General features: G+C 69.7%; 24 protein-coding genes and 1 pseudogene. 18 read left to right on the forward strand and 7 right to left on the reverse strand.

Translation table 11 applies throughout. The annotated features are described in order from the left end of the window. The first annotated feature begins 48 nt into the window (after window positions 1-48). Both glmS and O6P37_RS09370 read left to right on the forward strand, forming a co-directional pair. Complete coding sequence (gene glmS / locus O6P37_RS09365) at window positions 49-1,914, forward strand: glutamine--fructose-6-phosphate transaminase (isomerizing) (RefSeq protein WP_269893796.1); 1,866 nt, start codon at window positions 49-51, stop codon at window positions 1,912-1,914. Window positions 1,915-1,919: 5 nt separating this feature from the next. Further along, a complete protein-coding gene (locus O6P37_RS09370) occupies window positions 1,920-2,804 on the forward strand; it encodes an alpha/beta fold hydrolase (RefSeq protein WP_269893797.1) in 885 nt (294 codons plus the stop codon). 16 nt (window positions 2,805-2,820) lie between these two features. On the opposite strand, the gene O6P37_RS09375 is transcribed toward O6P37_RS09370, so the two are convergent. Then, window positions 2,821-3,282 (reverse strand): MarR family transcriptional regulator, encoded by a 462-nt coding sequence (locus O6P37_RS09375; RefSeq protein WP_269893798.1) that lies wholly within the window; start codon window positions 3,280-3,282, stop codon window positions 2,821-2,823. Window positions 3,283-3,389: 107 nt separating this feature from the next. Between O6P37_RS09375 and O6P37_RS09380 the strand changes: the two genes are divergently transcribed. The 13 genes and pseudogenes from O6P37_RS09380 to pknB form a co-directional block, all read left to right on the forward strand. Next, window positions 3,390-3,827: a VOC family protein gene (locus tag O6P37_RS09380; protein WP_269893799.1), complete on the forward strand. Its 438-nt coding sequence runs from the start codon at window positions 3,390-3,392 to the stop codon at window positions 3,825-3,827. A gap of 10 nt (window positions 3,828-3,837) precedes the next feature. Further along, window positions 3,838-5,259: an NAD(P)H-hydrate dehydratase gene (locus O6P37_RS09385; RefSeq protein WP_269893800.1), complete on the forward strand. Its 1,422-nt coding sequence runs from the start codon at window positions 3,838-3,840 to the stop codon at window positions 5,257-5,259. Between the two features lie 16 nt (window positions 5,260-5,275). Next, window positions 5,276-6,658 (forward strand): glutamate decarboxylase, encoded by a 1,383-nt coding sequence (locus tag O6P37_RS09390; RefSeq protein WP_269893801.1) that lies wholly within the window; start codon window positions 5,276-5,278, stop codon window positions 6,656-6,658. 55 nt (window positions 6,659-6,713) lie between these two features. Then, window positions 6,714-7,880 (forward strand): alanine racemase, encoded by a 1,167-nt coding sequence (alr, locus tag O6P37_RS09395; protein ID WP_269893802.1) that lies wholly within the window; start codon window positions 6,714-6,716, stop codon window positions 7,878-7,880. Then, a complete protein-coding gene (locus tag O6P37_RS09400; protein WP_269893803.1) occupies window positions 7,877-8,995 on the forward strand; it encodes an alpha/beta fold hydrolase in 1,119 nt (372 codons plus the stop codon). Before alr ends, O6P37_RS09400 begins: the two co-directional genes overlap by 4 nt. After that, entirely contained in the window at window positions 8,988-9,455 is a 468-nt protein-coding gene (gene tsaE, locus O6P37_RS09405; RefSeq protein WP_269893804.1) for a tRNA (adenosine(37)-N6)-threonylcarbamoyltransferase complex ATPase subunit type 1 TsaE, read from the forward strand. The genes O6P37_RS09400 and tsaE overlap by 8 nt, the downstream gene beginning before the upstream one ends. After that, window positions 9,452-10,087, forward strand: a complete 636-nt coding sequence (tsaB, locus tag O6P37_RS09410) for a tRNA (adenosine(37)-N6)-threonylcarbamoyltransferase complex dimerization subunit type 1 TsaB (protein ID WP_269893805.1) — start codon at window positions 9,452-9,454, stop codon at window positions 10,085-10,087. Before tsaE ends, tsaB begins: the two co-directional genes overlap by 4 nt. Then, window positions 10,084-10,536, forward strand: a complete 453-nt coding sequence (rimI, locus tag O6P37_RS09415) for a ribosomal protein S18-alanine N-acetyltransferase (RefSeq protein WP_269893806.1) — start codon at window positions 10,084-10,086, stop codon at window positions 10,534-10,536. Before tsaB ends, rimI begins: the two co-directional genes overlap by 4 nt. After that, window positions 10,533-11,558, forward strand: a complete 1,026-nt coding sequence (tsaD, locus tag O6P37_RS09420; RefSeq protein WP_269893807.1) for a tRNA (adenosine(37)-N6)-threonylcarbamoyltransferase complex transferase subunit TsaD — start codon at window positions 10,533-10,535, stop codon at window positions 11,556-11,558. Before rimI ends, tsaD begins: the two co-directional genes overlap by 4 nt. A gap of 84 nt (window positions 11,559-11,642) precedes the next feature. Then, a complete protein-coding gene (locus O6P37_RS09425; RefSeq protein ID WP_269893808.1) occupies window positions 11,643-12,635 on the forward strand; it encodes an alpha/beta fold hydrolase in 993 nt (330 codons plus the stop codon). Window positions 12,636-12,816: 181 nt separating this feature from the next. Further along, the gene (groES, locus tag O6P37_RS09430; protein ID WP_045384501.1) at window positions 12,817-13,119 is read left to right on the forward strand and encodes a co-chaperone GroES; all 303 of its coding nucleotides are present in this window, start codon (window positions 12,817-12,819) and stop codon (window positions 13,117-13,119) included. Between the two features lie 124 nt (window positions 13,120-13,243). Next, a complete protein-coding gene (gene groL, locus O6P37_RS09435) occupies window positions 13,244-14,863 on the forward strand; it encodes a chaperonin GroEL (protein WP_269893809.1) in 1,620 nt (539 codons plus the stop codon). Between the two features lie 210 nt (window positions 14,864-15,073). Next, window positions 15,074-16,564, forward strand: a pseudogene (gene pknB, locus O6P37_RS09440) (Stk1 family PASTA domain-containing Ser/Thr kinase); the annotation flags it as partial. 20 nt (window positions 16,565-16,584) lie between these two features. On the opposite strand, the gene O6P37_RS09445 reads toward pknB, so the two are convergent. Together O6P37_RS09445 and O6P37_RS09450 are read right to left on the reverse strand one after the other, a co-directional pair. Then, entirely contained in the window at window positions 16,585-17,094 is a 510-nt protein-coding gene (locus O6P37_RS09445; protein WP_269893810.1) for a nuclear transport factor 2 family protein, read from the reverse strand. 75 nt (window positions 17,095-17,169) lie between these two features. Continuing rightward, window positions 17,170-17,580: a hypothetical protein gene (locus tag O6P37_RS09450; RefSeq protein WP_269893811.1), complete on the reverse strand. Its 411-nt coding sequence runs from the start codon at window positions 17,578-17,580 to the stop codon at window positions 17,170-17,172. 179 nt (window positions 17,581-17,759) lie between these two features. Between O6P37_RS09450 and O6P37_RS09455 the strand changes: the two genes are divergently transcribed. Next, window positions 17,760-18,395: a pyridoxamine 5'-phosphate oxidase family protein gene (locus O6P37_RS09455; protein ID WP_269893812.1), complete on the forward strand. Its 636-nt coding sequence runs from the start codon at window positions 17,760-17,762 to the stop codon at window positions 18,393-18,395. Between the two features lie 6 nt (window positions 18,396-18,401). Here the strand turns inward: O6P37_RS09455 and O6P37_RS09460 are convergent, their stop codons facing one another. After that, entirely contained in the window at window positions 18,402-19,238 is an 837-nt protein-coding gene (locus O6P37_RS09460) for a class I SAM-dependent methyltransferase (RefSeq protein ID WP_269893813.1), read from the reverse strand. 129 nt (window positions 19,239-19,367) lie between these two features. Between O6P37_RS09460 and O6P37_RS09465 the strand changes: the two genes are divergently transcribed. After that, complete coding sequence (locus O6P37_RS09465) at window positions 19,368-20,051, forward strand: HD domain-containing protein (protein ID WP_269893814.1); 684 nt, start codon at window positions 19,368-19,370, stop codon at window positions 20,049-20,051. A 103-nt stretch (window positions 20,052-20,154) separates the two neighbouring features. Next, window positions 20,155-20,961: a DUF4349 domain-containing protein gene (locus O6P37_RS09470; RefSeq protein ID WP_408633146.1), complete on the forward strand. Its 807-nt coding sequence runs from the start codon at window positions 20,155-20,157 to the stop codon at window positions 20,959-20,961. 24 nt (window positions 20,962-20,985) lie between these two features. Here the strand turns inward: O6P37_RS09470 and O6P37_RS09475 are convergent, their stop codons facing one another. The 3 genes from O6P37_RS09475 to O6P37_RS09485 form a co-directional block, all read right to left on the reverse strand. Further along, entirely contained in the window at window positions 20,986-21,714 is a 729-nt protein-coding gene (locus O6P37_RS09475) for a PAS and ANTAR domain-containing protein (protein WP_269893815.1), read from the reverse strand. A gap of 203 nt (window positions 21,715-21,917) precedes the next feature. Further along, window positions 21,918-23,699 carry a penicillin-binding transpeptidase domain-containing protein gene (locus O6P37_RS09480; RefSeq protein ID WP_269893816.1) on the reverse strand — a complete coding sequence of 594 codons (1,782 nt, stop codon included), beginning with the start codon at window positions 23,697-23,699 and terminating at the stop codon, window positions 21,918-21,920. 38 nt (window positions 23,700-23,737) lie between these two features. Next, window positions 23,738-24,019 carry a thiocyanate hydrolase gene (locus O6P37_RS09485; RefSeq protein ID WP_264011212.1) on the reverse strand — a complete coding sequence of 94 codons (282 nt, stop codon included), beginning with the start codon at window positions 24,017-24,019 and terminating at the stop codon, window positions 23,738-23,740. Window positions 24,020-24,114: the final 95 nt, after the last annotated feature.

Raw genomic sequence — 24,114 nt, forward strand, 5'->3', positions numbered from 1 at the left:
GTGGTGGTGGCAGGGCTGAGCGCGGCCCTTGCACTACTCTGGACCCCTATGTGCGGAATCGTCGGCTACGTGGGGCAGCGCCCCGCCTGCGGCATCGTTGTCGACGCGCTGCACCGGATGGAGTACCGCGGCTACGACTCAGCGGGCATCGCCCTGCTCGACGGAGACGGCGGCATGAAGGTGGAGCGCCGGGCGGGCCGGCTGGCCAACCTCGGCGAGGTCCTCGAATGCACGGATCCCGCCACGTTGTCGGGCCAGACGGGCCTCGGGCACACCCGCTGGGCCACCCACGGCCGGCCGACCGACCGCAACGCCCACCCGCACCGCGACGCCACGGGCAAGTTCGCCGTCGTCCACAACGGCATCATCGAGAATTTCGCGCCGCTGCGGCACGAACTCGAGGCGACCGGCGTGGAGTTCGCCAGCGACACCGACTCCGAGGTCGCCGTGCACCTGGTGGCCTGGCAGTACCACCACGGCCCGACCGCGGGTGACTTCGTCGGCTCGGTGATGGCGGTGCTGCCGCGCCTGGAGGGCCACTTCACGCTGGTGTTCGCCAGCGCCGACGATCCCGGCACGATCGTGGCCGCCCGGCGGTCCACCCCGCTGGTGCTCGGCATCGGCGACGGGGAGATGTTCGTCGGCTCCGACGTCGCCGCGTTCATCGAGCACACCCGCGACGCCGTCGAACTCGGACAGAACCAGGCGGTGGTGGTCACCGCCGACGGCTATCGGGTCACCGACTTCCACGGCGAGGCCACCGACGACTTCCGTGAGTTCCACATCGACTGGGACCTGTCGGCCGCCGAGAAGGGCGGCTACGAGTACTTCATGCTCAAGGAGATCGCCGAGCAGCCGACGGCGGTGGCCGACACCCTGCTCGGCCACTTCGTCGACGGCCGCATCGTGCTCGACGAGCAGCGCCTGAGCGATCAGGAACTTCGCGAGATCGACAAGGTCTTCATCGTGGCGTGTGGCACGGCCTACCACTCCGGGCTGCTGGCCAAGTACGCGATCGAGCACTGGACGCGGCTGCCCGTCGAGGTGGAGCTGGCCAGCGAGTTCCGCTACCGCGACCCGGTGCTCGACCGCAGCACGTTGGTGATCGCCATCTCGCAGTCGGGTGAGACCGCCGACACGCTCGAGGCGGTGCGTCACGCCAAGGAGCAGAAGGCCAAGGTGCTCGCGGTCTGCAACACCAACGGCTCCCAGATCCCGCGCGAATGCGACGCGGTGCTCTACACCCGCGCCGGACCCGAGATCGGCGTGGCGTCCACCAAGACGTTCCTCGCGCAGATCGCGGCCAACTACCTGGTGGGGCTGGCGCTCGCGCAGGCCCGCGGCACCAAGTACCCCGACGAGGTCGAGCGCGAGTACCACGAGCTCGAGGCGATGCCGGAACTCGTGCAGCAGGTGCTGGAAACCATGGACTCGGTCTACGGCCTGGCGCAGCGGTTCGCGAAGTCGCCGACGATCCTGTTCCTCGGGCGCCACGTGGGTTACCCGGTGGCGCTGGAGGGCGCGCTCAAGCTCAAGGAACTGGCGTACATGCATGCCGAGGGCTTCGCCGCCGGCGAGCTCAAGCACGGGCCGATCGCGCTGATCGAGGACGACCTGCCCGTCATCGTCGTGATGCCGTCGCCCAAGAACGCCGCGATGCTGCACTCGAAGCTGCTGAGCAACATCCGGGAGATCCAGGCCCGCGGGGCCGTCACGATCGTGATCGCCGAGGAGGGTGACGACACCGTGCGCCCCTACGCCGATCACCTGATCGAGATACCAGCGGTGTCAACGCTTTTCCAGCCCCTGCTGTCGACGATCCCGCTCCAGGTGTTCGCCGCGGGAGTGGCGCAGGCCCGCGGGTACGACGTCGACAAGCCCCGTAACCTCGCCAAGTCCGTCACCGTCGAGTAGCCCCGGTGGGCGGGGTCGGGTGCTTCCGCAGCGACGCCGCACACGCGCACTTCATCGACGCCTACCGGCGGGCTCAGGCGGACCTGCCGTCGCATGACGAGTCGATCGATGTGACAACGGCTTTCGGCACGGTGCGGGTGTACCGCTTCGACGGTGGCGGCGGACGTCCCGTGGTGCTGCTGCCCGGTCGCAACGCGTCCACCCCCATGTGGGCCGCCAATCTGCCCGGCCTGCTGGCGCACCGCACGGTGTACGGCGTGGACCTGCTCGGCGAGCCCGGCATGTCGGTGCAGGACCGCCCGCTGCGCGGCGCCGATGATCAGGCGCGCTGGTTCGAGGACCTGCTGGCCGGCCTGGAATTGCGGTCGGTCCACCTGATGGGCGTCTCCTTCGGCGGCTGGACGGCAGCCAACCACGCCGTGCGCATTCCCGGGCGTGCCGCATCGCTGACCCTGCTCGACCCGGTGATGACGTTCGCGCCGATCCCGGTCCGCACGATGCTCGCGGTGGCGCCGATGGGCCTGCCCGGCACGCCGCAGTTCGTGCGCCGCCGCGTGCTGCGCTGGCTCTCCGGCGGCGCCGATGTCGACGAGCGCGTGCCCGTGGCTGCCCTGATCTCCGCCGGCACCACTGATTTCATTCTGCGGCAGCCGCTTCCGCAGCGGTTCACCGACGACGAGTTGCGGTCGCTCGACATCCCGGTGTTGGCGCTGATCGCCGGACGCAGCGTGATCCACGATGCCCGTCGGGCCGCGCGGCGGGCCCGGGACCTGTTGACCCGCGGTCAGGTCGAGCTCTGGCCGGACGCCTCGCACGCGATCAACGGCGAGTTCCCCGACGAGATCGCCGCCCGGGCAGGGCAGTTCTGGGACGAGGTCGACGGACGTTAGGTCGTCTCGGCGCGGGTCAGAGCTCGCGGATGCGCTCCTCGGTGACGTGTTCGGCGGCACGGGCGAAGCGGGCCAGCCGCTGCAGGCCGGCGACGTCGAAGTCGGTGAGAAGTCCGGCGAGGTCGGCGTTGAGCGGTTCGTACATCGCGGCGACCCGGGCGATGCCGTCGCCCGCGGGTGCGATCACCACACGGCGGCGGTCGTGCGGGTCGGGGGAGCGGGTGATGTAGCCCGCCGCCAGCAGACGGTCCAGCATGCGGGTGGTGGCGCCGCTGCTGAGATTCACCCGCCGGGCCAGTTCGCCGGGCGTGGCCGGTCCGAATCTGGCCAGCACGTAGAGACATTGAGTCTCCGTGGGCGACACCCCGAGCCTGCGGGCCACCAGATCGTTGAACTGGGCGACGAGCACCTGCCATCCGGCCATCGCCTCGATGGCGTCACGCACGGCCGCTGTCCGGCCGGCCGATCGCTCGGGCACGGTTGCGCTCCCTCTGCTCGGGTGTTTCACTGCACAGGTAAGTATTTGCACGATGCAACTATTGCGCCGAGCAATTAAACACTACGACAGGAAGCGGTGGTCCCGCCATGCCCGACTTCACCGGTTCGCTCATCGACCACCTCAACATCGCGGTGCCCGACCTACCCCGCTCGCTGACCTTCTACGAGCCGGTGCTGGCCGTCCTCGGCATCGTCAAGCTGCTCGAGGTGCCCGCCGATCCGGCGGCCGGACAGCTGGAGATGCACGGGTTCGGGCGCCACCCCAAGCCGTTCTTCTGGCTGGTGGCGGACGGCGCCGTCGGTTCGAACATGCACCTGGCGTTCACGGCGGACGACCGGGCGACCGTGCGCGCCTTTTACGACGCAGCGCTCGCCGCGGGTGGCCGGTCGCTGCTCGAACCTGGGCAGCGCCCCGAATATCACGCCGACTACTACGGCGCGTTCGTCCTCGACCCGGACGGCGTCAACGTCGAAGCCGTGTGCCATCACCCCGAACAGCCCAGCAGTACGGCGCCCAGACCGTAGGCTTGCGGTGATGCGGCACTACTACTCGGCGGATGCGATCCGCGACGCCGAAGCGCCGCTGCTGCAACGCCTGCCCGACGGCGCCCTGATGCGGCGCGCCGCTCATGGGCTGGCCACCGCGATCGCCCGCGAACTGGTGCTGCGCACCGGTGGTGTCGCGGGGCGCCGGGTGTGCGCGGTCGTCGGCTCCGGTGACAACGGCGGCGATGCGCTGTGGGCGGCGGCCTTACTGCGGCGCCGCGGGGTGGCGGCCACCGCCGTCCTGCTCACCCCCGATCGCGCGCACCGTGCGGGTCTGGCGGCGTTCCGGCGCGCAGGCGGGCAGGTGGTCGAGCGGGTCCCGCCCGCAACCGATCTCGTGATCGACGGCGTCGTCGGGATCTCCGGCAGCGGCCCGCTTCGACCCGGCGCCGCCGAGGCGTTCGCCGCCGTCGACGCCGCAGGCACCCCCGTCGTCGCGGTCGATCTGCCGAGCGGGCTCGACGTCGCGACGGGCGCCGCCGACGGCGCCCACGTGCGCGCCGCGCTCACCGTCACCTTCGGCGGCTACAAACCCGTGCACGCCCTCGGCGACTGCGGCCGGGTCGAGCTGGTGGACATCGGCCTCGACCTGCCCGATGCCGTCGCCGCCGCTTTCGAGGCGGGCGACGTGCTGGCGCGCTGGCCGGTTCCCGGCCCCCGCGACGACAAGTACACCCAGGGTGTCACCGGCATCCTGGCCGGGTCGTCGACCTATCCGGGTGCGGCCGTGCTGTGCACGGGCGCCGCCGTCGCGGCGACCTCGGGAATGGTGCGCTACGCGGGCACGGCGGGCCAGCAGGTGCTAGCGCTGTGGCCGGAGGTGATCGCCACGCCGACCGCCCAGGAGGCCGGCCGCGTCCAGGCCTGGGTGGTCGGACCGGGGTTGGGCACCGACAGCGCAGGCGCCGCGGCCCTGGTGTTCGCACTGGACCAGGACCTGCCGGTGATCGTCGACGCCGACGGTCTGACCATCCTCGCCGCACACCCCGACCTGCTCGCCGACCGACGAGCGCCGACGGTGCTCACCCCGCACGCCGGCGAGTTCGCCCGGCTCGCGGGCTCGCCGCCCGGCGACGACCGCATCGCCGCCACCCGCAGGCTCGCCGACCAGTTCGGCGCGACCGTGCTGCTCAAGGGGAACGTCACCGTGATCGCCGAGCCGGGGTCCGCTGTGTATGTGAACCGCGCCGACGAATCCTGGGCTGCCACGGCAGGATCCGGCGACGTGCTGTCCGGGATGATCGGCGCGCTGCTGGCGGCGGGGCTGCCGCCCGGCGAGGCCGCCGCCGCGGCGGCCTTCGTGCACGCCCGCGCCGCCGGCGCCTCGGCGCTCGATCCAGGACCGCACCCGGCGCCGACGTCGGCGTCGCGCATCCTTGCCCACATCCGGACCGCACTGGCCCAGCTGTAACTCGAGAGGAAACGCCATGTCGCGCAGGCACAAGCCCGCCCCCCACATCGCTCCCGCGTACACCGGCCGGCTGGCGATGGCGCCGGTGCCGTCACTGCGCATGCCCGAGGAGTGCCTCGATCCGCAGTCGGCGTACCGGTTCATCCACGACGAGTTGATGCTCGACGGCAGCTCCCGGCTCAACCTCGCGACGTTCGTCACCACGTGGATGGACCCCGAGGCCGAGAAGCTGATGGCCGAGACGTTCGACAAGAACATGATCGACAAGGACGAGTACCCGGCGACCGCGGCCATCGAGCAGCGCTGCGTGTGCATGGTCGCCGACCTGTTCCATGCCGAGGACCTGCGCGACGACGAGCCGGCCAGCGCCGTCGGGGTGTCGACGATCGGGTCGAGCGAGGCGGTGATGCTGGCGGGGCTGGCGCTGAAATGGCGGTGGCGTCAGCGCAACGACGATTGGAAGGGCCGTACCCCGAATCTGGTGATGGGCGCCAACGTCCAGGTGGTGTGGGAGAAGTTCTGCCGCTACTTCGACATCGAGCCGCGCTACCTGCCGATGGCCGAGGACCGCTACGTCATCACCGCCGAGCAGGTGCTGGAGCACGTCGACGAGGACACCATCGGCGTGGTGGCGATCCTGGGCACCACCTACACCGGTGAGCTCGAGCCGATCGGCGAGATCTGCGCCGCCCTCGACGAACTCGCGACAGGGTCCCGCAAGCTCGACATCCCCGTGCACGTGGACGCCGCCAGCGGCGGGTTCGTGGTCCCGTTCCTGCACCCTGATTTGGTGTGGGACTTCCGGCTGCCGCGGGTGGTGTCGATCAACGTCAGCGGCCACAAGTACGGACTGACCTATCCCGGCATCGGTTTCGTGGTGTGGCGCAGCGCCGAGCACCTGCCCGAGGAACTGGTGTTCCGGGTGAACTACCTGGGCGGTGACATGCCGACGTTCACGCTGAACTTCTCCCGGCCCGGCAACCAGGTGGTCGGCCAGTACTACAACTTCATCCGGCTGGGCAGGGCCGGGTACACGCAGGTGATGCATTCCCTGTCACACACCGCGCGGTGGCTCGGCGACCAGTTGCGCGACAGTGAGCACTTCGAGCTGATCACCGACGGCTCGGCCATCCCGGTGGTGAGCTTCCGGCTCAAGGGCGATCCCGGCTACACCGAATTCGACGTGTCACAGGCGCTGCGGGGCTACGGGTGGCAGGTCCCGGCCTACACCATGCCCGAGGGCGCCGAGAACGTCTCGGTGCTGCGGGTGGTGGTGCGCGAGGGCTTCTCGACCGACCTCGCCAGAGCGCTGCGCGACGACATCGTGACCGTGCTGGGGCACCTCGACGCGCTCAAGCCCGACGGCCGGTTCGACGAGATCCAGCCCTTCGCGCACTAGTCCCGCGGGCGGCCCCGGCGGCGCCTCGGCGGCCTCTGGGACAATCGGTGACGAGATGACTGCGCCGCCGACCGACCTCACCACCACCGCGCAGGCGGTGGTGGACCTCGACGCGGTCGCCCACAACATCGCCGTGCTGCGCGAACGCGCCGGATCGGCGCAGGTGATGGCCGTCGTCAAGGCCGACGGGTACGGCCACGGCGCCGCTCCGGTGGGGCGCGCGGCGCTCGCCGCCGGAGCGGCCGAATTGGGCGTGGCCACCCTCGACGAGGCGCTGGCACTGCGCCGCGACGGCATCACCGCGCCCGTGCTGGCCTGGTTGCACGCGCCCGGCGCCGACTTCGCCCCCGCCGTGGCGGCCGACGTCCAGATCGCGGTGTCCTCGGTGCGTCAACTCGACGACCTCCTCGGCGCGGTCCGCCGCACCGGGCGCACCGCCACCGTCACGGTCAAGGCCGACACCGGACTGAGCCGCAACGGTGTCAGCCCGGCCGAATACCCGGCGCTGCTCGACGCGCTGCGCAGGGCGCAGGCCGACGACGCGATCCGGTTGCGGGGGCTGATGTCGCATCTCGCCCTCGGCGATGAACCGGACAACCCGGTCAACGACCGGCAGGCCCGGCGGTTCACCGAGATGCGGGAGCTGGCGCATGACCGCGGAGTCCGCTTCGAGGTGGTGCACCTGTGCAATTCGCCGGCGGCGCTGACCCGTCCGGACCTGGCCTACGACCTGGTTCGGCCGGGCATCGCCGTCTACGGCCAGACGCCGATCCCGCAGCGCGGCGACATGGGGCTGCGGCCGGCCATGACGCTCACCTGCCCGGTCGCGATGGTCCGCAGCATCACCGCCGGCGACGGTGTCTCCTACGGCCACACCTGGATCGCCGAGCGTGACACCACCGTCGCACTGCTGCCGATCGGCTACGCCGACGGCGTGTTCCGCAGCCTGGGCGGCCGCCTCGACGTGCTGATCAACGGACGGCTGCGTCGCGGCGTCGGCCGCATCTGCATGGACCAGTTCGTCGTCGACCTCGGCCCGGGTCCGGTGGACGTCGCCGAGGGTGACCGCGCCATCCTCTTCGGCCCGGGCGACGCCGGGGAACCGACCGCGCAGGACTGGGCCGAGCTGCTCGGCACCATCAACTACGAGGTCGTCACCAGTCCGCGGGGCCGGGTCGCCCGGGTGTATCGCGGCGGACCGCAGGCGGTTTCGGCCCGGTGACCGGCGACGAGGCACGCAGGCGCGGACGTCTGCGCGGCGCGCGCTGGCTGGCAGGGGCGGCGGGCCTTGCGGCCGTCGGCGGGCTCGCCGGTTCGACGGTGATGAGGTCGCTGACCCGGCGCGTCACCGACGACGACCCGCACCTCGACGAGGACTTCGAACTCCTCGACGCCGACCGCAGTTCGGTGGTGACCACGTCGGACGGGGTGCCGCTGGCGGTTCGCGAGACCGGGCCGCTGGACGCGCCGCTGACGGTGGTGTTCGCGCACGGCTTCTGTCTGCGCATGGGCGCGTTCCACTTCCAGCGCGCCCGCCTGGCCGAGCAGTGGGGGCCGCAGGTCCGGATGGTGTTCTACGACCAGCGCGGCCACGGCCAGTCCGGTGCGGCGCCACCGGACACCTACACCGTCACCCAGCTCGGTCAGGACCTCGACACCGTGCTGGCCGTGACGGCGCCGAAGGGCCCGGTGGTGCTCGTCGGACATTCGATGGGCGGGATGACCGTGCTGTCGCACGCCCGCCAATTCCCGCAGCGCTATCCCACCCGCGTCGTCGGCGCCGCACTCATCTCCTCAGCCGCCGAGGGAGTTTCGCGTTCGCCACTGGGCGAGATCCTGAAGAACCCGGCCCTGGAGGCGGCGCGGTTCGCGGCGCGGTACGCACCCGGGGCCGTCCACCGCACCCGCGGCGCGGCGCGCGCGGTGATCGGCCCGGTGCTGCGGGCGGCGTCCTACGGCGACGAGAAGATCAGCCCGAGCGTCGTCGCGTTCTCCGAGCGGATGATGCACGACACCCCGATCGCCACCCTGGTCGAATTCCTGCACGCGCTGGAGGTGCACGACGAGACCGCGGGCCTCGCGACGCTGGCCAAGGTGCCCACTCTGATCGCCTGCGGTGACCGCGACCTGCTGACCCCGATGGAGTACTCGCAGGAGATGGCCGCGGCGCTGCCGAAGTCCGAGCTGGTGATCGTCGGCGGCGCAGGTCATCTGGTTCAACTCGAGGAGCCGGAGACCATCGACGACGCGCTGGTGCGGCTCGTCGAGCGCGCCACGCCCTCCAAGCTCGTCGCTCTCGGGCGGCGGCTGCGGGAGCGGGCCCGGCCCCATGGCTGAGCGGTCGGGCGGGACGGCGGAACTGGCCACCGCCGAGGACACCGTCGCCCTCGGTGCGCGGCTGGGCGCACAGTTGCGCGCCGGCGACGTGGTGGTGCTGTCGGGACCGCTGGGTGCAGGAAAAACCGTGCTGGCCAAGGGGATCGCGCAGGCGATGGACGTCGACGGGCCGGTCACCTCGCCCACCTTCGTGCTGGCCCGCGTACACCGGGCGCGACGGCCGGACGCACCCGCGATGGTGCACGTCGACATGTACCGGCTGCTCGACCATCCCGGTGCCGACCTGCTGGCCGAGCTCGACTCACTGGACCTCGACACCGATCTCGACGATGCCGTTGTGGTCGTCGAGTGGGGTGAGGGTCTGGCCGAGCGGCTCTCCGAGCATCACCTCGGCATCCGCCTCGAACGCAGTGCGCACACCGAGGCCCGCAGCGCGGTGTGGCAGTGGAGCGCGCAGTGAGCACGCTGATCCTGACCATCGACACCGCCACCCCCGCGGTGAGCGCCGGTGTGGTGCGCCGATCGGGTGCCGAGGTGACCGTGCTCGCCGAGCGCGTCACCGTCGACGCCCGCGCGCACGCCGAACAGCTGACCCCGAACGTGCTCGCCGCACTGCGCGACGCGGACGTCGGGGTCGACGCGCTCGACGCCGTGGTCGTCGGCTGCGGACCGGGACCGTTCACCGGGCTGCGGGTCGGCATGGCGAGCGCCGCCGCCTACGGTCACGCGCTGGGCATCCCGGTGCGCGGGGTGTGCAGTCTGGATGCGATCGGTGTGGACGCCTCCTCCGCCCCGGATCTCCTGGTGGTCACCGACGCCCGGCGCCGCGAGGTGTACTGGGCGCGCTACCGCAGTGGCGTGCGGACCGACGGCCCCGCGGTCAGCGCACCGGCCGACGTGCCCGCCGGTGCCGGCGCCGTGGCCGGTTCACCGGAGCATGCCGCGCTGTTCGACCTGCCGCGACTCTCTCCGGTGTACCCGTCGCCGGCCGGGCTGGTCCGCGCCGTCGACGACTGGGACGCCGAGCCCGAGCCGCTGGTGCCGCTGTATTTGCGCAGGCCCGACGCGAAGCCCCCGACGGCGCGGCGATGACCGTCGTCTACGGCCCGCTGCAGCCTGAGGACGCTGCGCGGTGCGCGGAACTGGAGTCCCTGCTGTTCCCGGGCGACGACCCGTGGCCGGCGCAGGCGTTCCGCACCGAATTGGCCGCCAGGCACAACCACTACGTCGCGGCGCGCGTGGACGACACACTCGTCGGCTATGCCGGGATCGCCCGGCTGGGCCGAAAAGCGCCGTACGAGTACGAGATTCACACCATCGGTGTCGATCCCGAATACCAGGGCAGGGGCATCGGCCGCCGGCTGCTGGACGAGGTGCTGGTGCACGCGGGCGACGGTGTGGTGTTCCTCGAGGTGCGCACGGACAACGACCCGGCGATCGGGCTGTACACCAGTTCCGGCTTCGTCGTGGTGGGCCTGCGCAAACGGTATTACCGGGTCAGCGGCGCCGACGCCTATACGATGAGGCGCGATCCGCCATGACCATCATCTGTGCCATCGAGAGCTCCTGCGACGAGACCGGTGTCGGTGTCGCCGAGCTGACCGACGACGGCGCCGTCCGGCTGCTCGCCGACGAGGTGGCGTCCAGCGTCGACGAGCACGCCCGGTTCGGCGGCGTGGTGCCCGAGATCGCGTCCAGGGCGCACCTCGAGGCGCTCGGCCCGACGATGCGCCGGGCCCTGGAAACCGCCGGTGTGCGCAGACCCGACGTCGTGGCGGCCACCATCGGACCGGGTCTGGCCGGGGCGCTGCTCGTGGGGGTGGCGGCGGCCAAGGCCTACGCGGCCGCCTGGCAGGTGCCGTTCTACGCCGTCAACCACCTCGGCGGTCACCTCGCCGCCGACGTCTACGACCACGGCCCGCTGCCCGAGTGCGTCGGGCTGCTGGTGTCCGGCGGGCACACCCATCTGCTGCATGTCCGGTCACTCGGCGAGCCGATCCTGGAACTGGGCAGCACGGTCGACGACGCGGCGGGGGAGGCCTACGACAAGGTCGCGCGCCTGCTCGGGCTCGGCTACCCCGGCGGCAGGGTGCTCGACGAGCTGGCGCGTGAGGGCGACCGCGCGGCTGTCGCGTTCCCGCGCGGGATGACCGGCCCCCGCGACGATCCGTACGCGTTCAGCTTCTCCGGGCTCAAGACCAGTGTCGCCCGCTATGTGGAGAGCCACCCGGAGGCGGCGCAGGCCGACGTCGCGGCCGGCTTCCAGGAAGCCGTCGCCGATGTGCTGACCCTCAAAGCGGTGCGGGCCGCCACCGAGCTCGGGGTGTCCACGCTGCTCATCGCCGGCGGGGTGGCGGCCAACTCCCGGCTGCGTGAGCTCGCCGAAGAGCGTTGCGCCGCAGCCGGACTGACCCTGCGCGTGCCGCGCCCCCGGCTCTGCACCGACAACGGCGCGATGATCGCCTCGTTCGCCGCGCACCTGATCGCCGCGGGTGCGGCGCCCTCGCCGCTAGACGTCGCCAGCGATCCGGGTCTGCCGGTGGTCAAGGGTCAGGTGGCGTGAGCGACGAGGTCGGCCTTCGCCGCCGCCGCACACCTGTTGGTGGATCCGCGAACATCTGACGGCCGGTGCGGCAGACTCGCTGCCGTGCACTACGACCTGCGGTTGAGACCTGCACAGCCGGCGACACCCGCGCCGGACGCCTTCGAGATCCACCGCCGGCACGTCTCCGCGAGCGAGCACCGCGACGGCTTGTCGCTCGCGTTCGTGCACGAAGGCCTCGGCGGCTACCCGTTGTTGTTGGTGCACGGTTACCCCGAGACGAAGCGGATCTGGTGGCGCAACATCGGTCCGCTGGCCGCGGCCGGCCACGAGGTGATCGCGCCCGATCTGCGCGGCTTCGGCGACTCCGATCTCTCGGCCGACGACGTCTACGACCTCGCGGCGTGGAGCCGTGACCTGTACCTGCTCGTGCACGACGTGCTCGGTCACGAGCGTTGCGGCGTCGTCTGCGGTGACCTCGGCGGTGCGGTCGCCGTCGACATGCTGCACCGGTACCCCGGATTCGTCGACAAGCTCGTCTACTTCAACACGGTGCCGCCGTTCGTGTTCGACGACTTCGTCGCGGCGGGCATCGACGTCGCATCGATAACAGCACTCGGCGACGGACCGACCGCCGATTACCGCCACCTGCAGGGTGTGACACCGGATGCGCTGGCCGCGGAACTCGATTCACCGGCCAAACGCAGGCGGTACATCGGCGGAATGTACGGCCACCGGCTGTGGGCGTCGCCGGGTACGTTCAGCGCCGCTGACATTGACTTCATGGCCGAACCGTTCGCCACCGAGGAGCGGATGCGTGCCGGCTGGGCGTGCTACCAGCTGATGCACGGCAGGCCGATGAGTGAGCCGCCGATCCTGGACCGCAAGGTCGACGTGCCGACGCTGATCCTCTACGGCATGGACGACCACGTCATCGGGCCGGATTTCCTGCACACCTGCGAGGTGGCGTTCACCGACCGCGCCGGGCCGGTCGTGGTGCCGGGTGCGGGCCACTTCCTGCAGTGGGAGCGGGCGGACCTGCTCAATCCGCTGGTGACCGCGTTCTTCGGTGACCTTCGCGTTCACCATTCACGGTAGGCACTACCCGAGCCTTGAGTGCTAGCACTCGCATGTATAGAGTGCTAGGTGGCAGGCGGCCAACCCCCTGCGCCGGCACCCGCGACGACGGCGCACGGACCCGGACGCATGCCGAACACCTGGTAATACACAGGTCCGGGGTGTGCCCGGATCTACACCCGAAATAGTGGAGGGCTCCATCGTGGCGAGCGTGAACATCAAGCCACTCGAGGACAAGATCCTCGTACAGGCCAATGAGGCCGAGACCACGACCGCTTCCGGTCTGGTCATCCCCGACACCGCCAAGGAGAAGCCTCAGGAAGGCACCGTCGTCGCTGTCGGCCCCGGCCGCTGGGACGAGGACGGCGAAAAGCGTATCCCGCTGGACGTCTCGGAAGGTGACACCGTCATCTACAGCAAGTACGGCGGCACCGAGATCAAGTACAACGGCGAGGAATACCTCATCCTGTCGGCGCGCGACGTGCTGGCAGTCGTCTCCAAGTAGTGACGTGTTCCGCCCCGGAGATCCCCGTGCAGACGGGTGATGTCCGGGGCGGCATGCGTTCCTCTCGTCTTTCACACCCCTTTTCTTTTCACGACATCCGTCTTTTCAAGCAGGAAGCAGTTCTATGAGCAAGCAGATTGAGTTCAACGAGACTGCGCGCCGGGCAATGGAGGTCGGCGTCGACAAGCTCGCCGACGCCGTCAAGGTGACACTGGGCCCGCGCGGCCGCCACGTGGTGCTGGCCAAGTCCTGGGGCGGCCCGACCGTCACCAACGACGGTGTCACGATCGCGCGCGAGATCGACCTCGAGGACCCGTTCGAGAACCTGGGCGCACAGCTGGTCAAGTCGGTGGCCACCAAGACCAACGACGTCGCGGGCGACGGCACCACCACCGCGACGGTGCTGGCGCAGGCGCTGGTGAAGGCCGGGCTGCGCAACGTCGCGGCCGGCGCCAACCCGATCGCGCTCGGCGCCGGGATCAGCAAGGCCGCCGACGCTGTGTCCGAGGCGCTGCTGGCCGCGGCCACCCCCGTCAGCGACAAGAAGGCGATCGCCCAGGTCGCCACCGTCTCCTCGCGCGACGAGGAGATCGGTGAGCTGGTCGGCGAGGCCATGACCCGCGTCGGCGCCGACGGCGTCGTCACGGTCGAGGAGTCCTCGACGCTGAACACCGAGCTCGAGGTGACCGAGGGCGTCGGCTTCGACAAGGGCTTCGTCTCGGCCTACTTCGTCACCGATTTCGATTCGCAGGAGGCCGTCCTCGAGGACGCCCTGGTGCTGCTGCACCGCGACAAGCTCAGCTCGCTGCCCGACCTGCTCCCGCTGCTGGAGAAGGTCGCCGAGGCGGGCAAGCCGCTGCTGATCATCGCCGAGGACGTCGAGGGCGAGGCGCTGTCGACGCTGGTGGTCAACGCCATCCGCAAAACGCTCAAGGCCGTCGCCGTCAAGGCGCCGTTCTTCGGCGACCGCCGCAAGGCGTTCCTGGAGGACCTCGGCATCGTCACCGGCGCGCAGGTGGTCAACCCCGACGTCGGCCTGGTGCTGCGGGAGGCCGGCCTCGACGTGCTGGGTTCGGCGCGGCGCGTGGTCGTCGACAAGGACAGCACCGTGATCGTCGACGGCGGCGGCGGCGCGGAGGCCATCGCCGACCGGGCCAAGCAGCTGCGGTCGGAGATCGAGTCCACGGACTCGGAATGGGACCGCGAGAAGCTCGAGGAGCGGCTGGCGAAGCTGGCCGGCGGTGTCGCGGTGATCAAGGTCGGTGCTGCCACCGACACCGACATGAAGAAGCGCAAGGAAGCCGTCGAGGACGCCGTGTCGGCGGCCAAGGCGGCGGTCGAGGAGGGCGTGGTCACCGGCGGCGGTGCCGCGCTGGTGCAGGCCCGCTCGGCGCTCGACGGTCTGCGCGGGTCGCTCACCGGCGACGAGGCGCTCGGCGTCGAGGTCTTCTCCTCCGCGCTGTCGGCTCCGCTGTTCTGGATCGCCACCAACGCCGGGCTCGACGGCGCCGTGGTGACCAACAAGGTGTCGGGTCTGCCGAACGGCCAGGGCTTCAATGCGGCCACGCTGACATACGGCGACCTGTCCGAGGACGGCATCGTCGACCCGGTCAAGGTGACCCGCTCCGCGGTGCTCAACGCAGCGTCGGTGGCGCGGATGATCCTGACCACCGAGACGGCGATCGTCGACAAGCCGGCCGAGGACGAGGATCACGGGCACGGCCATCACGGCCACGCCCACTAGATCAAGCACTGAGAAGGCGCCCCCGGTCCTTGTGACCGGGGGCGCTTTCGTTCGTCGGTGGGTGCCCAGCCCGTCGATGGTCGACATCTCGGCTCTGAGGGCGGATGCGGCCGAAACGTGCCACCATCGGCAGGTGGCACCGGATTTGCCGATAGGCAGTGCGCTGCCGGCTGAGAACCCCACCTCGCCGGCACCGACCGGGACATCGCCATGATTGCTCCGCGGCGACTGTCGGGCAGGTATGAACTCGGCGAGATCCTCGGCCTGGGTGGCATGTCCGAAGTCCATCTGGCCCGCGATCTGCGGTTGCATCGTGACGTCGCGGTCAAACTGCTACGTCTCGACCTGGCTGAGGACCCCAGCATCAATCTGCGGTTTCAGCGAGAAGCGCAGAACGCGGCATCGTTGAACCACCCTGCCATCGCCGCCGTCTACGACACCGGTGAGGTGCAGACGCCGAGCGGGACGCTGTCCTACATCGTGATGGAGTACGTCGACGGTGTGACATTGCGCGATTACGTGCGTACCCACGGTGCGATGCGCCAACGGCAGGCCATCGAGGTGATCGCTGATGCCTGTCAGGCGCTGAACTTCAGTCACCAGCGTGGGATCATCCACCGCGACGTCAAGCCGGCCAACATCATGATCGGCACGGCCGGCTCGGTGAAGGTGGTGGACTTCGGCATCGCCAAGGCGATCGCCGACAGCGACGTGGGCGTCACCCAGACCGGCGCGGTGATCGGCACCGCCCAGTACCTGTCGCCTGAACAGGCCCGCGGCGTTCGGGTCGACGCTCGGGCCGATGTGTACTCGCTGGGGTGCGTGCTCTACGAGATCGCCACCGGTGAACCACCTTTCGTGGGGGATTCGCCCGTCGCGGTCGCCTACCAGCATGTCCAGGTGGAGCCGGTTGCGCCGTCAGTGCTCAACAGTGAGGTCACGCCCGACCTGGACGCAGTGGTGCTCAAGGCGATGGCCAAGAATCCCGACAATCGATATCAGACGGCCGCAGAGATGCGCACCGACCTCGTTCGCGTGCATCGTGGTCTGACCCCGTACGCCTCGTCGGTGGGGACCGACGCCGCCGGCCACTCAGCCCTGGCCGGGTCGCCCGACACGATTCCGCCGACTGAGCAGTTGGCGACACAGCCGTCAGGTGACGGCAGGCGGCACGCAGGCCGGTCGACCAGGCGTTGGCTGACTGCGGTCGCGGTGCTGGCTGTGCTCACCATCGGGGGTGGGATCGGGATCAATCTTCTTGCAAGCGATTCCCGCGACGTGGCGGTTCCCGACGTGCACGGTAGGACTTCGGCCGACGCGGTCACCGTCCTGAAGAACGACGGCTTCAAGACCCGCATCCTGCAGAGCGCGGACGCGACCGTACCGCCCGGTCTCGTGATCAACACCGACCCCGACGCCGACACCGCGGTCGCCGCCGGGGAGGAGATCACGCTCAATGTGTCGACGGGTCCCGTCCCCGACGTGTCGACCGGTGCTGCGCAAGTAACGGTGCCGGAGGTGAGGTCGTTGACCTATGCCGATGCCGTCCGCGAGTTGACGGACGCAGGCTTCGGGCGGTTCCAGCAGGCGTCGTTACCGTCACAACCGGAGATGAAGGACCTTGTCGTGGGGACGAATCCCCCGGCCAACCGAATTGTCGCGACCACCACCGAGATCACCATCGTGCTGGGTTCCGGTCCCCTGGCTCCTGATCCCTGATCTCATGAGGGCAGCGGTACGCGCGTGATCAGGTCGTCGAGTGCGACCAGGTCCAGGTACGCGACGACGCGGGTCACCCGTTCGTTCGCCATAGTCATCACCCAGGCGTACTCGTTGACGTACGGCACGCCGTCGCGTGCGGTCGCGGTGCCCCGCCATCGCGCGACCACCTGGTCGTCGTCGGCGATCAACTCCTGCACATCGGCCTGGATCTGTCCGGTCAGCCGGTCCACGATCGGGGCGACGCCGTCGTCGAGGAACTGCTGCCGGCTGGTGTACGTGGTCGGTGCCGTCGCCCGCGCCACCGTCCAGGTCACGTCGTCGGCGAGGATCGCGTAGAAGGTCTCGGCGTCCCCGACACCGCGTGCGAAGGCCTCCCGCACGAGGTGGGTGTTGCGTTGTTTGGCATCGGCCTGCGGCGGTGCGGCGTCGGCGGTGGCACATCCCGCCGTGACGGCGGCCGCAGCGAGCAGTGCGGCGAAGGTTGTCCTGGTCCTGCGTCGATCGGTCATATCCGCAACGTAGCCAGGCGGTGGCGTCTCAGGCAGGGTGCGGTACTCCCTGGCTGGACACCACGGGCGCGGCAGTCATGGTCGGACGAGTAACAGCCGCGCGCCCATGGCGATATCGGCGCCGGCGCAAGCCGCGGCGTACGTAGGGGGCAGGCGGGTGATCGAGGCATCGTGGGTGAAGACCGCGTCATACACCGCGTGGGCCGCCCAGCCGACGCCCACGACGCGACGGGCGGTGCCGGCGGGCAGCCAGGTCGCGGCGCTTGCGACCGCGCACGCTGCGGTGAGCGTGATCGCCTCACGGGTGTCGATGCCCCACCGTCGACGCGACAGCGGATACACCGCGGCAGCCGCGACCAGGCCGACGGCCGCGACTGCCGTGCGCCTGCGCGGGAGGAATCGAGCCATCGCCATGTCGGCCGCGAGTGCGAACCCTGCGCCTTGAGCGAGCGGGCTCCACGCCTCGAAAGCATTGCTGCGAAACATAACTGAACCGTTCTGCTCGGTGGGCCGGTCTCGTCGTCACCTGCTCTGCATTCCTGGTATCCGGATAATGCTAAGCAACTGCACAGCACATGGGTCGGAATTGCCTCGACTCACGGCGGGGAATTCCTGGGCACGCTGCGACGCTGCCAATCCGTGTACGTACGTCGGCTGGAGGATGCATGAGTAGGCGTTACCCCGCGATCGCTTTCACCGACGACGTGCAGGCGGTGCAGCGCGAGCACGGCAGCGACCGGGTGTACGCCCGCAAGCGCATCACTGCCGGTGCGTCCGCCGAACCGGACCGGCTGACCGACGACGAAGCCGAGTTCCTGGCCGAGCGCGACGGGTTCTATCTCGCATCTGTCGGCGAGACCGGCTGGCCGTACGTGCAATTCCGCGGTGGGCCAGCGGGATTCGCGCGCGTCTTGGATCCCGGCACGATCGGCTGGGCGGACTTCCGCGGCAACCTGCAGTACATCAGCACAGGCAACATCGGAGGGAACGACCGGGTCGCGATCATCGCCATGGACTACGCCCGGCGGAGGCGGCTGAAGATCTTCGGGCACGCCCGGATCGTGACCGCCGAGGAGGATACGGAGTTGATCCGGTCCCTGGGCGACGCCGGATATGACGCGGTGGTCGAGCGCGCGGTCATCGTCAGCGTGGACGCGTTCGACTGGAACTGCCCCCAGCACATCACGCCCCGGTTCACCGTCGAGGAACTCGAGCCGGTACTCACAGATATGCGGCGACGGCTGGCCGTCCTGGAGGAGGAGAACGCCGCGCTCAAGTCAGAGCTTCGTACGGGTCGGTGACCGCCCTCAGCCGAACTCCAGCAGGGTGTAGGCGCCGCGGATCTGCTTGGTGAGTCGCAGTTGCCAGAAGGCGGGAAACAGTCTGTCGAACACCAGGCCCCGGCCGTGCGGCATCGGGAGGTCGTGCACGGCAAGGATTCCCGGCACCGTGCCGGCCAGCTCCGCCAGCTGGGAGGCCGACATGCTGAACGGCATCGGCGGGACACGGTACCTGCGCGAGGCCCGCATCCCGTTCGGCGCGAGCCGCTTCACCAGCACCGGCGGCAGGTCGAACATCATCTGCCCACCCGGGAAGCGGTTGGCGCACTCCCTGATGAGGCCCATGGCCTCCTCCGGCTGCAGATACATCAACAGGCCCTCGGCGGTGATGAAGACACCGTCGCTCGCGTCCACCTGATCCATCCACGTGTAGTCGAGGGCCGATTGCGCGATGCTGAGGATCCGTGGGGACGACGGCAGCAGTCTCCTGCGTAGTTCGACCACGGGCGGCAGATCGACGGTGACCCAACGGAATGTGGCATCGGGCAGCGCGCTGTTCAGGCGCCAGAAGCTGGTCTGCAGCCCTTCGGCGAGGGCGACGACCACCGCCGACGGACGCCGGGTCAGGTATCGGGCCGCGGCGCGGTCGAAGGCGAGGGCGCGGACGGCCGTCTCCTGACCTCGTCGACCGAACTTGCCGAAGTCGAAGTCGATGGCGTCGGCCAGCTGGATCGCCATCGGGTCGTCGATCACGGGGCTCGGGTGGCGGGCCTGGTACGCCCGGGCGTTCAGTGTGAGCAGGGCGGTCTCCGAGACTCCGGTCAACGAGCTGGCGTCGACCTGCTCGCCGTCTGCGCGGTTCACCGGAATCAACCTACCCGGCGGCCGGCGAGTCCGGCGGGATCGATGACGATGCCACCGGTGGCCGGATTCCGGCGGTGACTGACACTCTGGCCACTGGCTGCGGGCGGACCCGCTGACCACCATGAGGACATGACCAGCCGGCACAACGTCCCGTTGACCACCCGAGGCGCTCAGTGGGACCTTCCCGACTCCGACATCTCCTCAGCAGCATTGAAGCTGGTGTTCGACGTCTCACCGGCATTCCTCTCCAACCACTGCGTCCGCAGCTTCTTGTTCGCGCGCGAGCTCGCGTCCACCCCCGACCGACGCGGAGGGGACGGCCTCGACGAGGAGACCCTTTTCCTCGCCTGCCTGCTGCACGACCTCGGCATCACCGACTACGGGACGGGCGGTCAGCGATTCGAGGTCGACGGCGCCGACGCCGCTGCGCGGTTCCTTCGCGACCACGGCATCGCCGAGGACCGGATCGTCACCGTGTGGCAGTCCATCGCCCTGCACACCAGTCTCGGCCTCGCGCAACGGTTCGGAGACGTGCAGTCACTCGCGTTCTCCGGTATCTCGCTCGACATCGACGGTATGGACAAGGGCCGACTCGCCCCGGGTTTCGCCGAGCGGGTCCATGACGCGTGGCCGCGCGACGACCTCGGATACGCGATCGCCCGAGCCATCGACCGCGGCATCCAGGCCGATCCGATGAAGGCGCCGCCCTTCACGTTTCCCGCGCACGTGCACGAATTGTTCAACGGCAGATCGCTGACATTCTTCGATGTGATCGCGAACTCCGGCTGGGGGGATCGACCGCCGCAGGAGTGACGCTCGAGGCGATCCTGTGAATTCCGCGCAAACGCAGGCGTTCTCCGTCCGGATGGCTAGGTTTCCAGTCATGAGAAGGCATCTGGCGCGCACGGTCGTGGCGATGGCGGCGCTGACCTTGCTGACGGCATGCGCGGGATCGCCCGTGGGCACCAGCACGGAACCCGCGACCGGCAACATGAAGGACGCCGCCGGCGCACCGGCGCCCCAGAACGGGCCGCCGCAGGAGCTGACCGAGCAGCGCGACGTCGTCAAGACCGCCTCCATGACGATCACCGTGGCAAGCACATCGGAAGCCGCCGACAAGGCGGCGGTGATCGTCGAGAACGCCGACGGGCGGGTCGACAGCCGTTCCGAGGATTCCGGCTCGGGGCAGGGCCGGGCGCTCACCTCGATCGTGCTGCGGGTGCCCGCGCCGAAATTGGACGGTGTGGTGCGCGAACTCAAGACGCTGGGCACCGTTCAGACCGCCGAGACCCGGTCGGAGGACGTGACCGCTCAACGCGTCGATCTCGACGCGCGGATCAAAGCTCTGCAGACGTCGGTCGACCGACTGTTGACGATCATGCGTGACGCCAGGGATCCCGAGGCGCTCATCGCCGCCGAGAACGCCCTGTCGCAACGCCAGGCCGATCTGGACAGCCTGCGGGCACAGCGCGATCAGCTCGGCGACCGGATCGACTACAGCACCGTGGACGTCACGTTCGTCGCCGAGCGGGTCGGCGGGCCGTCGCCGCAGCAGTACCAGGGATTCCTCGGCCAGGTCGAACGGGGATGGGACGCATTGGTCTCGGTGACCGGGACGCTGTTCCTGCTCGTCGGCCTGCTGCTGCCGTGGCTGGCTGTGCTCGCCGTGTTCGCACTGGCCGGCTACGCACTCATCCGGGTGGTGCGGTCGCGCCGATCGTGAAGCCGGACGGCGCACACCGAGCCGTCATTCGGTGGCGGGTGCCTCGAGGGTCATCAGGTAGTGGTCGACGGGTGCGCGCGTCTGGTCCGATGTCTGGAGCAGGCTCGGCAGCGTGTCGACCAGTGTCTGCGCCACGACGTGCAGCTTGATGTTCAGTTCCTGGGAGCGCCATCTCAACACCGCGAAGGCGGCGTCGGCGGTGAGGTCGTAGATGGCCATCAGCATGCCCTTGGCGATGTCGATCGACTCACGGTGGGCGACGATGACCTCGAGTTCCTCGTTGATCGTCTCCTGGACCTGAGCGTGGACGCTCGCCGTGATGTCGATGTAGAAGCCACGGGTGGCCACGATCCGCTTGTCGTCGTCGGTGACGGCTTCACCGACGACCACGACGTTGCGCGTGGTGCCGTCCTTGGCGATGATGCGGTGCCTACTGCTGAACGGCGCCGACGTCTGCTGCAGCAGTGCGCGCACCTTCGCCAGGTCGTCGGGGTGCTTGTGGCTGAGGACGAGTTCGGTGGTGGGTGTCACCTCGCCTGGCTCGTAGCCGTGCATCCGTGCCACGGTGTCCGACCACGTCCAGGTGTCGGTGAGGTAGTGGTATTGGAAACGCCCGACCCGCTGTGGGGGTCCGCCCATCAGGGCGCGGTCGAGGCGACTCGCGGCCTGGCCGTCGACGCCCATCTCGGCAGCATCGGCGGCCGCCTGGCTCGTGAAGCCGCTGCTCGTTTTCTTTGAAGCCTTGGTGGCCATGTTCCGAGATTAGGCCAAGCCGGATGGCGATCGACGCCGGCGTCAGAAATTGGCCGCCTGGTGCGGTAGGCACGGGCGAGCGCTGCTTTCTCAACGAGAGGGTTGATCCCGTACCCACCTCATAGCGAGCCTGTCAACGCAACCGCGTTGCACCCGCCACTCCACTGAGTATGCCCTTACCCGGGTGGATCAAACCCCGGGGCTCAGCCGCCGACGGCGGGCCGCAGGAAGTCGCCGGTCACCTTGATCGCGGGCGCCGAGGTGTTCCCGCCGACCACGAGCGTCGCGAAGGCGATGTCGTCGACGATGCCCGCGAACCAGCCGTGCGAACTCGTGTTGTCGCCGAACTCGGCGGTCCCGGTCTTGCCGCCCAGCCCGGGGATGTCGCGCAGCTCGCTCGCGGTGCCGTCGGCGACCGTCTGACGCATCATCGCCCGGAGGCTGTCGACGATGGCCGGGGGAATGGGCTTCGACTCGGTGTCCGCCGTGGTCTCCTCGCCGACGACGAGTGTCGGCGTGATCGTCGACCCGTGCCCGAGGCTGGCCTCGGCGACCGCCAGGCCGAACGGGCTCACGGTCACCGTGCCCTGACCGATTCCGTTCTCCACCTTCTGCGCCGGGGTGTCGGCGCTGGGCACGTTGCCCGTGATGGTGGTGAGGCCCGGGATGACGTAGTCCACGCCGATGCCGAACAGTTTCGCCATGTCGGGCAGCGCGTTCGCGGGCAGCTGGTCGGACAGCACCGCCATGGTGGTGTTGCACGAGCGGGCGAACGCCGTCGTCAACGGCACGGTGCCCAGGTCGAATTCGTCGTCGTTCGGGATCGTGCGGTCCTCGACCGTGACCCGACCGGGGCAGGCCTGCGGGCTGTCGGGTGTCGCGATGCCCGCCTCGAGCGCCGCCGCCGTGGTGATGGTCTTGAACGTCGAGCCGGGCGGATACGTGCCCGAGAACGCTATAGGCCCTTGCGCATCGGCGGGTGCGTTCTGCGCGGCGGCCAGGATGCCACCGGTGCCGGCTGAGATCGCCACCACGACGGCGGGCCGGGATTCCGCGGCGACGGCCGCCTGCGCCAATAACTGCAGGCGGGTGTCCAGGGTGGTGCGGATCGGCGGCGTGTCCCTGGCCGGCGTCGAAGTCAGGTCGTAGGTGGGCTGACCCTGGGCGTCGACGAGGGCCACCGACCACCCGGCGGCCGCATCGATCGCCGCGCGCCAGGCATCATCCAGGCCGCTGATCACCGGCGAGGACAGCTCGCGGTTGGCGGTGAGCAGCGCACCCTGCTCGGTGACCGTGACGCCCGGGATCTGGGCCAGCTGATCGCGAACCACGGCCAGATCGGCTTCCCGTAGTCGGATCACCGTGACGGCGTCGTCCTGCGTGGCTGCGAACTGTTCGGCGATGGTGGCGTCGGTGATGGTCGGTGCGAACTGCTGTAGCAGCGGCGCCAGGGTGGCCGCCGAGGCCAGGTTGTCCCGGCGCAGGTCGACCACGCCGACGGTCTGCCATGTCATCAGCGGCTGGCCGTCGCGATCGGTGACGGGGGTGAGGAAGTTCTTGTCGTCGCTGTACTGGAAGTGCATGCCCGCGGCCAGGTCCGGGTGCAGCACCGTCGGCGCCCACTGCACCCGCCACTCGTCGCCGGACTGCGTCGCGGTCGCGGTCGCGTCGTACCGGAAGTTCCGCTCGGGTCCGAACGTCCACGAGTAGTTCAGCGTTGCCTGGTGGGTGTCCTCGGACACGTCGCCGACGTCGACGGTCACCGTGGTGTCCTCCGGCACGCCGTCGAACATCGACGTGATGGCCGGCGCGGCCGCCGCCTGGTCGGTGGTGCCGGCCGCCGCGGCGGCGGCGTCCTTGCGTTGCAGCGCATCGGCGAATGCCTGCAACGCGTCCTTCGGGTCGCTGCCGGTGAACAGCGAACACCCCGTCGACGCGGACCACAGGACACATACGAGCAGCAGGAGTGCGAAACGTCGAGTCATGGCACCACGAGGGTAACCATGACGCCGTGCGGCGCCGCCTAGGCTTCGAGACGCGCCCGGACGCTCGCGAGGCGCTGCTGCAGCGTCGCCTCGTCGACCACGCCGCGCGCCAGCAGCGAGTGCGCGAGCGCCATCAACTGGTTCTCGGGGTAGGGCAGATCCGCGTACCGGCTCGCCGAGAGGGCGTCCTCCTCGTCGCGGCGTTCCTTGAAGTTCGGCACATTCGCGTCGCACGCCGCCTGGTCGAGCGCGTCGCAGAGGCCGTCGAGGCTGGTCTTCCACGGGGGCACCGGATTCTCGACGCCGTACTTGGCGGCCATCCGCGGCCACACCTGGTTGCGCTCGACGATCTCGTCCAGGACAGCGCTTCTGACCTCGTCGACGGGTTGTGATTCAGGCACGGTGGACACGATGG

Origin of the sequence: Mycobacterium hippophais (genome assembly GCF_027529605.1) — a bacterium.
Lineage (GTDB): Bacteria > Actinomycetota > Actinomycetes > Mycobacteriales > Mycobacteriaceae > Mycobacterium > Mycobacterium arseniciresistens.